The 11,159-nt window shown below is 62.4% G+C and carries 12 protein-coding genes; 7 read left to right on the top strand and 5 right to left on the bottom strand.

Annotated features, from left to right (window positions below; all coding sequences use genetic code 11):
• Positions 1–36: 36 nt before the first annotated feature.
• The 6 genes from LJE98_RS01710 to LJE98_RS01685 all read left to right on the top strand — a co-directional run bounded on the left by LJE98_RS01710 (position 37) and on the right by LJE98_RS01685 (position 4,304).
• Positions 37–855 carry a bifunctional allantoicase/(S)-ureidoglycine aminohydrolase gene (locus LJE98_RS01710; protein WP_229572997.1) on the top strand — a complete coding sequence of 273 codons (819 nt, stop codon included), beginning with the start codon at positions 37–39 and terminating at the stop codon, positions 853–855.
• Positions 856–1,125: 270 nt separating this feature from the next.
• Positions 1,126–1,833, top strand: a complete 708-nt coding sequence (locus tag LJE98_RS01705) for an SDR family NAD(P)-dependent oxidoreductase (RefSeq protein ID WP_229572996.1) — start codon at positions 1,126–1,128, stop codon at positions 1,831–1,833.
• A 10-nt stretch (positions 1,834–1,843) separates the two neighbouring features.
• On the top strand, positions 1,844–2,062 hold the full coding sequence (locus LJE98_RS01700) for a hypothetical protein (protein WP_229572995.1): 219 nt from the start codon (positions 1,844–1,846) through the stop codon (positions 2,060–2,062).
• A 159-nt stretch (positions 2,063–2,221) separates the two neighbouring features.
• Entirely contained in the window at positions 2,222–3,322 is a 1,101-nt protein-coding gene (locus tag LJE98_RS01695) for a Rieske 2Fe-2S domain-containing protein (RefSeq protein WP_229572994.1), read from the top strand.
• Entirely contained in the window at positions 3,319–4,092 is a 774-nt protein-coding gene (locus LJE98_RS01690; RefSeq protein ID WP_229572993.1) for a hypothetical protein, read from the top strand. Before LJE98_RS01695 ends, LJE98_RS01690 begins: the two co-directional genes overlap by 4 nt.
• Positions 4,089–4,304, top strand: a complete 216-nt coding sequence (locus tag LJE98_RS01685) for a hypothetical protein (RefSeq protein WP_229572992.1) — start codon at positions 4,089–4,091, stop codon at positions 4,302–4,304. Before LJE98_RS01690 ends, LJE98_RS01685 begins: the two co-directional genes overlap by 4 nt.
• 17 nt (positions 4,305–4,321) lie before the next feature.
• On the opposite strand, the gene LJE98_RS01680 is transcribed toward LJE98_RS01685, so the two are convergent.
• The 3 genes from LJE98_RS01680 to LJE98_RS01670 are packed head-to-tail and all read right to left on the bottom strand — an operon-like array spanning position 4,322 to position 8,336.
• Entirely contained in the window at positions 4,322–5,533 is a 1,212-nt protein-coding gene (locus LJE98_RS01680) for a CaiB/BaiF CoA transferase family protein (protein ID WP_229572991.1), read from the bottom strand.
• 30 nt (positions 5,534–5,563) lie between these two features.
• Positions 5,564–6,724, bottom strand: a complete 1,161-nt coding sequence (locus tag LJE98_RS01675) for an OpgC family protein (RefSeq protein ID WP_267498920.1) — start codon at positions 6,722–6,724, stop codon at positions 5,564–5,566.
• Positions 6,702–8,336: a thiamine pyrophosphate-binding protein gene (locus LJE98_RS01670; protein ID WP_229572989.1), complete on the bottom strand. Its 1,635-nt coding sequence runs from the start codon at positions 8,334–8,336 to the stop codon at positions 6,702–6,704. Before LJE98_RS01670 ends, LJE98_RS01675 begins: the two co-directional genes overlap by 23 nt.
• Before the next feature lie 100 nt (positions 8,337–8,436).
• Between LJE98_RS01670 and LJE98_RS01665 the strand changes: the two genes are divergently transcribed.
• Positions 8,437–9,237, top strand: a complete 801-nt coding sequence (locus LJE98_RS01665; RefSeq protein ID WP_229572988.1) for an alpha/beta hydrolase family esterase — start codon at positions 8,437–8,439, stop codon at positions 9,235–9,237.
• A 71-nt stretch (positions 9,238–9,308) separates the two neighbouring features.
• Here the strand turns inward: LJE98_RS01665 and LJE98_RS01660 are convergent, their stop codons facing one another.
• Both LJE98_RS01660 and LJE98_RS01655 read right to left on the bottom strand, forming a co-directional pair.
• Positions 9,309–9,791, bottom strand: a complete 483-nt coding sequence (locus tag LJE98_RS01660; RefSeq protein WP_229572987.1) for a hypothetical protein — start codon at positions 9,789–9,791, stop codon at positions 9,309–9,311.
• Between the two features lie 47 nt (positions 9,792–9,838).
• The gene (locus tag LJE98_RS01655) at positions 9,839–11,155 is read right to left on the bottom strand and encodes a tetratricopeptide repeat protein (protein WP_229572986.1); all 1,317 of its coding nucleotides are present in this window, start codon (positions 11,153–11,155) and stop codon (positions 9,839–9,841) included.
• Positions 11,156–11,159: the final 4 nt, after the last annotated feature.

Below are 11,159 nucleotides of genomic sequence, written 5' to 3'. Positions count from 1 at the left end.
GGAGAATCGCAAGGCAATCGAGACGTTAATCGCACAATGAGCAGCAACCAGTATTATTCGCAGCTTGGCGGACTTCCGCCGCAGACCCAGACCCTGTCCAGCAAGGCCGTGTTCAAGACAGCCTATGCGGTCATCCCGAAGACGGTGATGAGCGACATCGTCACCAGCATTCTGCCGCATTGGGACGAAACCAGGGCCTGGATCATCGCGCGGCCGTTGAGCGGATTTGCCGAGACCTTCGCCCAGTACATCATGGAAGTGAAGCCCGGTGGCGGCAGCCTCAGGCCCGAGCCGGATGCACGGGCCTCGGCCGCGATCTTCGTTGTCGAAGGCGAGGGGGCAATCACCTATGACGGCCACGATCACCCACTGCGCGCCGGCTCGTTTGCCTATCTGCCCGCCGGCGAAAAATGGACCTTCCGCAATGACAGCGCGGCACCAATCCGGTTTCATTGGGTCCGCAAGGCCTTCAAGGTCGTGGATGGCCTGGAAGCGCCGCCGGCCATCTTCACCCATGAAGACGACTGCGTGATGCACGCCATGCCGGAGACCGAGGGCCGCTGGGCGACCACGCGCTTCATCGATCCGTCCGACATACGCTACGACATGCACCTCAATATCGTGACCTTCGAGCCGGGCGCCGTCATTCCCTTCATGGAAACGCACATCATGGAGCACGGGCTTTATGTGCTGGAGGGCAAGGCGGTCTATCGCCTGAACGAGGATTGGGTGGAAGTCGAGGCCGGCGACTACATGTGGCTCCGCGCCTTCTGCCCCCAGGCCTGCTATGCCGGTGGCCCGGGACGCTTCCGTTACCTGCTCTACAAGGACGTCAATCGCCATCCGGATTTGTGAGCGAGACCGGTATTCAGGTTGCAGTGGCTTAAAGTTGTCAACGGGACGGCTTTGCGCAAGGATGCTGGTGGCGCCCAATGCCCAAGGCCGAGGGTACCGGCGAGCAGCGGGTCACCCGGCGATGCGAGCGCGCGCGCGCTCGTCGGTGGGCTGACGGAAACTTTCTGTCCTGCTTGCCTGTAACGCTTTCAGGCGAAGAGCGTCTAACGGACAGATAAGGCCGTCGCGACCATCATCGGTCTATCTGCCACTCTTTGGGGAGTTCAGGTCATGCGAGAACCCACATGCGTGATTGTGACCGGCGCCGGGGGAAACCTGGGCCGCGCAACAGCGACAAGACTTGCCGGACAGGGCGTAAACCTGGTCTGCGTGGATCGAACGCCAGAGGTACTGGCTGCCTTGGTTGAATCGCTGCCGTCAAAGGCGAAAATTCTGACATTTGCGGGCGCCGACCTCAGCAGTCCCTCGATCGCCCAGGCAATGACGGAGGCGGCAGTCGATTCTTTCGGCGGGATCGACGGCCTCGTCAACACGGTCGGCGGTTTCGCGACCGGGCCGGTCGATGGCGATGCCCTTGCCCAGTTTGATCAGATGATGAACCTGAACGCTCGGGTTGCCCTTGTCACCAGTGTCGCTGTACTCCCCGTCATGCAGTCGGCCCGGTATGGCCGCATCGTGCACATCGCGGCTGGCCCGGGATTGAAGGCGGGCGCCAATCAGGCCGCCTATGCTGCATCAAAGGCTGCGGTGCTGAGGCTGACGGAGAGCATTGCTGCCGAACATCGCGGCAATCGCATCACGGCCAACTGCATCCTGCCCGGGACGATTGATACGCCGCAAAATCGCGCAGCCATGCCCAATGCCAACGTGGCAGACTGGGTCTCCCCCGATTCCATTGCCCGGCTGATTGCCTTCCTCATCTCACCGGAAGCAGCCGTGGTGACCGGCGCTGCCATTCCCGCAACAGGACTGGAGTGAGGTGATCGGCATGGATGTGTTCGCCGACCCCGTCCGTTTTCTTCTTCTCCTCTGGGCCGCACCGGGGTTTCTCGTGGCGGTGGCTTTCCTGTCTGTCGGTATCGACCGGATCGATCATGCCGCCGTGGGGGCCTATGCGTTTCGTCCCTTGTTGATCCCGGGCATTGTTCTCCTATGGCCTCTGGTGGTGTGGCGATGGGTTGTGCTCGCCCGAAGCAGGGGAGGCTAGGCCGATGCAACGCGCGCATCGCAAGGCTCATGGGTGGATATGGACTGTGCTCGCGATCGCCCTGCCTCTTGCCCTGGCGATTGCCTTCATATCGAAACCGAAGCTTTCGAGGGACGCGCCACCCATACGGCTCGATGCCGGCGACCGGCAGGAGCAGTCATGAGCACGGCATACAAGCCCGTCGGCTGGAACCGCAACAAGCTCATCTATGACGCCATCCTCTTGTGCGGGTTGGTCGCCTACATCCTGCTTTATCTCAAGCTCGCGCCACTTCTCTCTTCCTCCGTCCGCGCGGTTGATACACCGATCTTGCGCATGCGCGCCTTCGGCTCGCTGGCCTTTCTCTTGCTGACCGTGGTGCTGGCCATCGGTCCGCTCGCCAGGCTCGACTCCCGTTTTCTGCCATTGCTCTACAACCGGCGCCATCTTGGCGTCATGACGGCGGCGGTCGCCTTTACCCATGCCATGTTCGTGCTGGACTGGTATTTCGCCTTCAGCGCCACGCCAAAACTCACGGCGCTTTTCACCAGCAATACGAGCTTCGGCAGCATTGCCGGTTTTCCGTTCGAACTGTTCGGCATCTTTGCTCTCGTGATCCTGCTGGTGCTGGCCGCAACGAGCCACGACTTCTGGCTGTCTTTCCTGTCGCCTCCGGTCTGGAAGGCCATGCATATGGGCATCTATGCGGCCTATGCAGCCGCCGTATTGCATGTGGGCCTGGGGACGGCAATCGATGGGACGAACCCGATGACGGCCTTGTTCCTGAGTGCAAGCCTCGCCGCTCTGTCGGTCCTCCATCTGCTTGCCGGGCGCCGGGAGATGGCGATCGATGACGCAGCGTCTCGGATCGACGCAGAGACTGGCTGGGTGGATGTCGGCGCACTGGATGCCATTCAGGAGGGACGGGCCATCGTCGGCGTGCTTCCTCGAGGGGAGCGGGTTGCCGTATTCCGGTTCAAGAACCAGTTGTCGGCGCTTTCCAACCTGTGCTCGCACCAGAATGGTCCGATCGGGGAGGGCAAGGTGGTCATGGGTTTTGCAACCTGCCCCTGGCACGGCTATCAATATCGTCTGGAGGACGGTTGCGCCCCGCCGCCCTTCAGGGAGAGAGTGCGCAAATATCGTGTGAAGATCTCCGGTGCGCGTGTCCTGGTCGATCCGGTCGCCGTGCCGCTCGGGACGAGGATCGAGCCCGTCGTGATCGACGGTGCGCTGCCCCCTGCCTCTCCACCACTGCCGTCGAGAAGGACTTCGCCATGATGCCTCGGCCGCCAGATCCCGGATTTTTCATTGGCTATGCGAAGAAGGTCCCACCGGAAATCGCGCAGTGTGCGCTTCTCGTCAGTGTGTTCTTCCTCCTGGGCCTTGTCTCGGCGTCACTGGCCTTCTCGCTCTCGGCCCAGGATCCCGGCTCCGGTGGTTATGTCGACGAATTGAAGGGCGGGCGTCTGGCTGGCGTCCTGGAAACGCTGCCCTATCCGATCCTGCGCGTACCCGCACAGGATGGCAAAGGCCCACGCGCCATCATGCTGTCCGGGCAGGGAAAGACGGGTGTCGCCAACGCCGCTGATCCTCTCGCTGGGCAGTGGGCCGAAGTCTCCGGCATCTTCGTCAAGCGCGGTGAGCTTGACATGCTGCTGGTAGGTGGCCGCAACGGGCTGGCAGGCGTGGAGCCACCGGCAGGTGCCGTCCAGCCTCAAGCCCCGGTCGCCCTTGGCCGCTGGCGTCTGACGGGCGAAATCTGCGACGGCAAGTGTTACGCCGGTGCCATGCGGCCGGGAACCGGGCTTGCGCACAAGGCCTGCGCCAATCTCTGCATCACCGGCGGCGTGCCGCCCGTTTTCGTGACGACTTCGCCCGTGGAAGGCCACAACTTCCTGCTGATGGCAGGCGCTGATGGAGGACCCTTGCCGCGCGCACTGCTCGATCACACGGGTTTGCTGATCGAGCTCGAGGGTGAGATCGAGCAGCGCGACGATATCATGATCTTCAAGGTCGAAACGCCCGCCGGACCTGGGGTGGGCTCATGAGCGAGGATACGCGGCCATCGCGTTTGCGCCATCTCTTGGGCCTTGTCTTCGTTGCGGGCCTCGTCTGGTCCCTGTGGATCCTGTGGACTAATGGCCCGATCTACCTGCGCGGCACGATCTTCCAGGATCTGTCCGTGATCGCCTATGTCGTCGCCGCTTTCGCAACCTTGACCCTGGCCGAGCGGATTGCCAGCGTCTGGACCAGGCGCTGAAGCAGGCGGGCTCCCGCTCAATCCGCGTCTGGTTCCAGAAGTCGCAGGACTGCCTCGCGGTCGGCATCGAGATGCGGGGGGCGAGTGTGGTAGTGAACAGGCGTCACCGACATCTTGAGCGGATTTCCAAGAAGGCGAACCGGATCCTCGGCCTCATCCCCCGGCAGTTCCACCACCATTCCGCGCGCCAGCGTATGGGGATCGGTGAGGACGGTATCGATGGTCGCGACGCGGCCGGCCGGCACACCGGCGCCGAGCAGACGCTGCTCCCAGGACAGCGCGGTATCCCTGGAAATTTCCGCCTGGATCAGGGCCTGCAGATCTTCAAGATTGGCGAGCCTGTCCCGGTTTCTCCTGAACCGGTCGTCGAGGGCGAGTTCTGCAAGTCCTATTGCCTCGGCAAAGCGTGCGAATTGCTGGTCATTGCCGACAGCAACGGCCAGATACTCATCGGATGCCGCAAATGTCTGGTAAGGCGCGATATTGGGATGTGCATTGCCGAGAGCCTTGGGCACGCGGCCTGAAACCAGATGATTTGTGGCTGCGTTGATGAGCCAGGCGACCTGACTGTCATAAAGAGCAAGGTCGATATGCTGCCCTTGTCCCGTGCGGTCGCGGTGCCTGAGCGCCGCCAGAACGCCGACGGTTGCATACATGCCGCACATGACGTCGGCGATCCCGACGCCCACCTTGACGGGTTTGCCCCCGGCTGCCTCCGGTTCGCCGGTAATGCTCATGATCCCGCCCATGGCCTGGATGAGGAAATCGTAGCCGATGCGGTCGGAATACGGACCCGTCTGGCCAAATCCTGTTATCGAGCACCAGATGATGTCGGGCTTGATGAGCCTCAGGTCCTCATAGCCGATACCGCGGCGCGCGAGGTCTCCCGGCTTGTAGTTTTCGACCACGACGTCTGAAATGGCCACCAGCCGGCGCAGCAACGCAACGCCTTCCTCGCACGTGATGTCGATGGCGATCGATTTCTTGTTCCGGTTCGCAGAGAGGAAATAGGCGCTCAGGTCGCTGTCATTGCCATCGGCGTCGGGCAGAAAGGGTGGCCCCCAGCTGCGGGTATCGTCTCCGCTCCCGGGCTTTTCGACCTTGATCACCTCGGCGCCGAGATCGGCCATGAGCTGGGTTGCCGTCGGGCCAGCCAGAATGCGGGACAGGTCCAGCACGCGCAGTCCTTCAAGGCTGCCAGGTGCAACTTGTGTGTCTTGTTTGCTCATTGTGTCAAACTTCTCAGATGCTATGTCGTGTCATGCCTTCCAGGGCGCGGCCTTGAACCAGGCCACCAGATAAGCGGTACCGATGAGCAGGGCGAAGCCGGTGAGATTGGCAACCGCCATCCACACAGGCGTGCGTCCGACATGATCGAGCCAGATGCCGATCATCTGTGCGACGACCATGCCTGTGGTGAAGACGGCCAGGGATTGTTGCCCCACTTTCATCAACACGCGCGTGGCGGGATAGACGCGCGGGTGGATCAATCTCTGCCCCCCGACGCCGACGGCATGGAAGGCGATATAGGCGAGTGCCACGAAGTGGACGAGCCGCAACAGACCGAACGTGGTCTTGTTGGTCAAAGGCCGGATGGCCTGAGCGGCATCCCGGAAGAATGCGGATGCGTCGAGGACCATGTACCAGGCGAAGGGGATGGTCACGAGAACGACCACGACGGCCAGAGCCATGACCCATCGATTGTCTGGCGGCGGAACGATTGTCCCGCGCATCAGAAAGAAGCCGAGGAAGAAGATGAGCTGCCAGCCGAAGGGGTCGAAGAACCAGCGGCGATCGGACCACGGTTCCGCTGGAAAATGCACCAGGGAAAACTGAGCGGACAGCCAAAGCATGACCATCAGCAGTATCGGCAGATACCGGTTCGCTCGCTCAGCCAAGAGCATGAGCGGCATGAGGGCCAGGATCACCATATACATGGGCAGGATGTCGAAATAGTTCGGCACATAGGTGAGGGTCATCAGTCCCGGAAGAAGCGGGGCGGGGTCGGTGAACAGCCGGACGAGATTGAGGCTCTGTATGTAGGAGGTACCGTCCGGCTTGTTGCCGGCGGCGGCCATCAGCGTTGCGACCACGATGAAAACGCAGATATGCGACCAGTAGATCTGCCAGATGCGCTGCACCACCCGTGCCGACAGCATGACGATCCCCTCCCGGTCGAAAAGGCGACCGAACGCAATCGCCGATGCCATGCCCGACAGGAAGACGAACATTTCGGTGGCATCCGAAAATCCGAAACGCGCCGGGATCCACAGGGCCCAATGGTCGTTCGGCACATGCGCGAGCAGTATGATCAGCATTCCGATCCCGCGAAACAAGTCGAGACGGGGGTCGCGGGGGCGCTTGATGCGTGGCGGGAGGTCGGAGCTGGCGGCCGGTTCAGAATGCGTTTTCGTAAGCATCGGCATCAAACTTGCATGAAATCAGAGTGAAATTCGCCCGGCCGTCTGCGGCAGCGAGCTCGCGGCGGAGATCGTCGGCGGTTTCGACGCGAACGCCGTGTCCACCAAATCCCATTGCAATGGTGGCAAAGTCCGTTTCTCCCAGCGAAACGCCTGCGAAAGCAAGACCCGCAGAGGACTGCTTCAATGCGATGAGCGCCAGGCTTTGATCCTGGAAGACGACCACAGTGACGGGATGGCCGTTGTCGCGCAATGTAGCCAGTTCCCCGATCCCCATCTCTAGCCCGCCATCGCCCATCACGGCAAAGACGCGGCGTTCGGGATCGGCGACCTTGGCGCCGATCGCCAAGGGTAGCGCGGCCGCCATGGTGCAGAAGCCGGCGGACTGCAGCAGGGACAAGGGGCGCTCGGCAATCCATTTCTGCGACAGCAATATCCGGTGCGCACCACTGTCGACCGTCACAAGCCCATCCGCGCCAGCGGCCTCGTTGAGCAGGTCGATGATGACATGGGGTCCCCAGTCCGATCGCGTCGCAAAGGTCGCTGCCACCCGATCCCTGGCGCTGAGGTGCTCGCCGTCAGGCCAGGATTGTCGGGGTTCGACGGCCGCCGCCAGCGCCGCTGTCGCAGCGGCAGTATTGGCAAGGAGCCGGTTGGCCGCGTGATGCATGGCGTGATCGGGCGCGGCATTCGTGATCTCCAGGATCCTGTCGGAATCGATCACGGGGTCTAGCCAACCGAGACGCATTTCGATGGGATCGTAGCCGATCATCAGGATCAGATCGGCGCGCCGCATGAGGTCGAGCATGATGGCGTCCGCCAGCGGCGACAGGCCCGCACCGCCAAGCGCCAGGGGATGGCTTTCCGGGATCAGTCCCTTGCCCTTGTAGGTCGTCACCACCGGCGCACCGATCGCCTCGGCGAGGCGCAGGATGTGCGGCCCCGCATCGGCTCTGGCCGCCTCGAAGCCGGCCAAGATCAATGGTCGTTCGGCCTTTGCCAGATGCTCCGCCAGGATGAGTATCGACGGATCGGCTGCCCCAACCGCAGGTGTCAGAACGGTGGTTGGGGTGATCACCCTCGGATTGGGGTCAATCATCGCCGCGACAGCCGGGGAAAGATCGAGATGAACCGGCCCCATCGGCTCTGTCAGGGCAAGAGCGAGGGCGCGGGCAACTGTCGGTCCGGCGCTTTCACATTCGATCTCGAAACTCGCCTTGACCAAAGGCCGCAGAAGCTGGGCGTGGTCAATGACCTGATGCGTGTAGCGTGCGCGTGTCGCGCGATCGACGATACCGGAGATGACGACCAGCGGCACATGCTCCTGCGCTGCGTCCGCAATCCCGTTCACGGCATTGGCAAGGCCTGGTCCGACGGTGGTGACGAGCAGGCCGGGTGTACCGGTGGTGAGGCTAGCACCCGCTGCCATCGAGGCTGCCGCCGTCTCGTGGCGAGCGAGATGGAACGCGATCCCGGCCTTCTCCAGCCCGTCGATCAAGGTGACGACCTCACCGCCCGGCATGCCGAAGGCGTGGCGAACTCCGTATGCGTGCAGTGTAGCTGCAACCGCTTCGACAACGCGCGCCGGCGTCGTTCTGATTTCATCTGGCATTGGGCAAAAAGCCTCTCTCATTATCGTGAAGCGTCGCCAAATTGCAGCGCTCCACCAAAGACTGTACGGGAAATGAAGGGTTTCGACAGGAGGCGCCAAGGTGACTATTCCGCAGTATCTGCTGATCGCGGCCGGGCTTCTCGTGCCTCATGCGGCCCACGCCGACGAGTGCGGAGACAGCGTCCCTTGCGTCGTGGAGGACGGCTCCTACAGGATCGAGATGCCGTCGGCCGGTTCGCCCAAAGGCGTCCTGGTGTACTTCCATGGATATAAGAGTTCGGCCGAGAAGCAGATGCAGCATCGGGCCTTGGTGGACGTCGCCCATGCCCGCGGGCTGGCCTTTGCGGCGGTCGATGGACTGAACGGGACATGGTCTCATCCCAACGCTCCTGGACGTTTTCGCGACGAGAAGCGCTTCGTCGGTCACGTCTTCGATGATTTGGGGGTGCGATTTGGCTTCGATCGGACCAACACGCTTGTCGGCGGCTTCTCCCAGGGCGCCTCTATGGCCTGGTACACGCTGTGCCAGCAGGGAAACCGCACCGCGGGCGCGGTGACCTTTTCCGGAGTGTTCTGGGATCCGCTGCCGGCCCCGACGGACTGTGTCGCGGACATGCCGCCGCTGGTGCAGATTCACGGCTCGGCGGACAAGACATTTCCCTTGAGCGGCCGCGCCATCGGCTCGGGTTTCCAACAGGGGAACACATTCAAGAGCATGGCCATCATTCGCGAACAGAAGCTTTGCAAGCCCGAGACCACTATCCAGAAGGTCATCGGCGGTATTCCCTGCGAGGTGACGCCTGACTGCAACCGCGGTGAAGTCGCGCTGTGCATTCATGATGGCGGGCATCAGGTCAGCCCGGAGCATCTTGACGTCGCTCTCCGGGAGATCGGTTTCTGAGGCGCAAATCCGCACGCCCCCGAAACGGTGTGCGGAATGTCCAGTCTCAAGATCTTGCCCGGGCACGAGGATTAGCGCTCACGAAACCAGACGACATAGGCAACGATCAGCCCGAAGAGCCAATGGCCCACCAGGGATACCCAGGTCAGAGGAATGAAGCCGAGAAACGGTGGGAAGCCGGCGATCAGGTGCGCCATCACATAGAGGGCGAAGATCCACAGGCCTGTCCCGAAACCGAGCCCGGTCAGGAAAAGAGGCAGACGCGGGAAAATCATCCGCTGGAGCGGCCGCGCGATGAACAGATAGCCGATCGGGTAGAGGATGATCCCGACGATCGCGTGGATGATTTCGGCGGCAAAGCGGTTCTGGAAGCCGAACACGCTCTGGATGAGCCCGGCCGGTTCGAGCGGGCCGCCGACGAGCAGCGGCGTGATCCCTCTTGCCCAGATTTCCCAAGTCATGTCTGCAGCCAGTCCAGCAATGACGATGGTGGTCAGCAGTCTCCCTGAAAGCCGTGGCAGAACAGGCGCCTTGTCGGTCTCGATCATGGTCATTGTCGTTCCCCCCTTTGTTGAGCGAAAATAGCGTCCAGCCTGGAAAATCAGAGTGTTCTGTGCATTTCGATCGACCCGATCAGGCGATCTTCGGCGCGCAGCAGGCCGCGCACGGCGCGGATCCGGGAGAAGCCCGCGCTGTCACCATTCGTGCCCGCAGCCTTGGCGACTGCGAGAAGGAAAAAGTCGCGCTGGGCATTGCTGCCACCGATCATCGGCATGTCGAGGACGAGCTGATCCAGCTTCTGCCGATCGGCCGCAGTGCTCATCCCGGCGATGATGCGGGCCAGAGGCAATCCGACCTTGGCGGCAACCTGCGCCTGGTCGCCGTTGCCGGCGGCCTTCACCTCCAGCCCGCTGATGAGGTCGCGCACGCCGGTGTATTCGCCAAGGGCGGCCAGAGCGGCCAGTGTATGCAGCGAGGCAAACACCAGCGTCGTATCATGTCGCCGCTTCAGCGCAATCTCCGCCAGATCGGCCCATCGGGTCCCGACGTCCACACCGGTCTGATTGAGTCGCCACAGAAGCGAGACTGCGTTTGCCACGTCACGGAAGTCGTCCGTCTGTTGCGGGCGCACTTCTTCGTCATAGATCTTCAGCACCTGTTCGTGGTCGCCGCGCTCCAGATGCAGGAGCGCCAGATGCCAGGCCATGTGGAAGGCAAAGTTGTTGCAGCGAGACCAGGCGCTCCGGCCCTCTTCAAGCCAGGTTATGCCCGCTGCTGTATCGCCGCGCATCTCGTGGACATGGGACACGGCATGCAGGCCCCAGGCATCATCCGGCTGCAGGCGAACTGCGCGCTGTCCGGCCGCTTCGGCGGCCTGATAGAAGCCATGCTCCTCGAGTGCGAATGCATGACAGCCGAGCAGGAAGCCGGCAGCCGGCAAGTCGTCGCTCCAGACTTCCATCACACGGTTGCTTGCCGACAGCATTCCGCTGGCATCGCCCAGCATGAAGCGAAGGGCGTGCGAAATCTTGAACGGGAGAAAGGTGGCCGGCCGCTCGGCAAAGCCCTCGTCCAGCCGGTGGGCGGCGGTTGCGAAGGAGCCATCCACGGCCGCCGCAAGCGCATGCACCAGGACCTGCTCGTCCCGTGTTCCGCCATCACGATAGGCCATGGCCTTTCGCGCCGCAGCCAGTGCGTCGGCCGCCGGCATTGCCAGTTCAGACCGCGCGAGAATGAGGTTTGCAAAACCCTTGAGCGCAAGTGCTGCGACGTGATCGGGGTCCGCCGTGAGGGTCGACTGGAGTGCGACCCCGGTGTCTGGGCTATGGGCGGCGAGACCATGGACCGCCGCCTCGAAAGCCGTTTCAGCGTCTGAGCTTACCGTGCTCGTCGATAAATTATAGGCATCTAGTCTCATTCGT

It is taken from the genome of Rhizobium sp. 'Codium 1' (genome assembly GCF_020889605.1).
GTDB classification, from domain to species: Bacteria; Pseudomonadota; Alphaproteobacteria; order Rhizobiales; family Rhizobiaceae; genus Allorhizobium; species Allorhizobium algae.
This window is presented reverse-complemented; position numbering and strand designations above follow the sequence as displayed.

Excerpts from the sequence above, each read along its gene's own strand:
- LJE98_RS01705 (WP_229572996.1), top strand. The coding sequence starts at position 1,126 with ATGCGAGAACCCACATGCGTGATTGTGACCGGCGCCGGGGGAAACCTG.
- LJE98_RS01680 (WP_229572991.1), bottom strand. The coding sequence starts at position 5,533 with ATGAGCAAACAAGACACACAAGTTGCACCTGGCAGCCTTGAAGGACTG.
- LJE98_RS01685 (WP_229572992.1), top strand. The coding sequence starts at position 4,089 with ATGAGCGAGGATACGCGGCCATCGCGTTTGCGCCATCTCTTGGGCCTT.
- LJE98_RS01690 (WP_229572993.1), top strand. The coding sequence starts at position 3,319 with ATGATGCCTCGGCCGCCAGATCCCGGATTTTTCATTGGCTATGCGAAG.
- LJE98_RS01675 (WP_267498920.1), bottom strand. The coding sequence starts at position 6,724 with ATGCTTACGAAAACGCATTCTGAACCGGCCGCCAGCTCCGACCTCCCG.
- LJE98_RS01695 (WP_229572994.1), top strand. The coding sequence starts at position 2,222 with ATGAGCACGGCATACAAGCCCGTCGGCTGGAACCGCAACAAGCTCATC.
- LJE98_RS01655 (WP_229572986.1), bottom strand. The coding sequence starts at position 11,155 with ATGAGACTAGATGCCTATAATTTATCGACGAGCACGGTAAGCTCAGAC.
- LJE98_RS01710 (WP_229572997.1), top strand. The coding sequence starts at position 37 with ATGAGCAGCAACCAGTATTATTCGCAGCTTGGCGGACTTCCGCCGCAG.
- LJE98_RS01670 (WP_229572989.1), bottom strand. The coding sequence starts at position 8,336 with ATGCCAGATGAAATCAGAACGACGCCGGCGCGCGTTGTCGAAGCGGTT.
- LJE98_RS01660 (WP_229572987.1), bottom strand. The coding sequence starts at position 9,791 with ATGACCATGATCGAGACCGACAAGGCGCCTGTTCTGCCACGGCTTTCA.
- LJE98_RS01700 (WP_229572995.1), top strand. The coding sequence starts at position 1,844 with ATGGATGTGTTCGCCGACCCCGTCCGTTTTCTTCTTCTCCTCTGGGCC.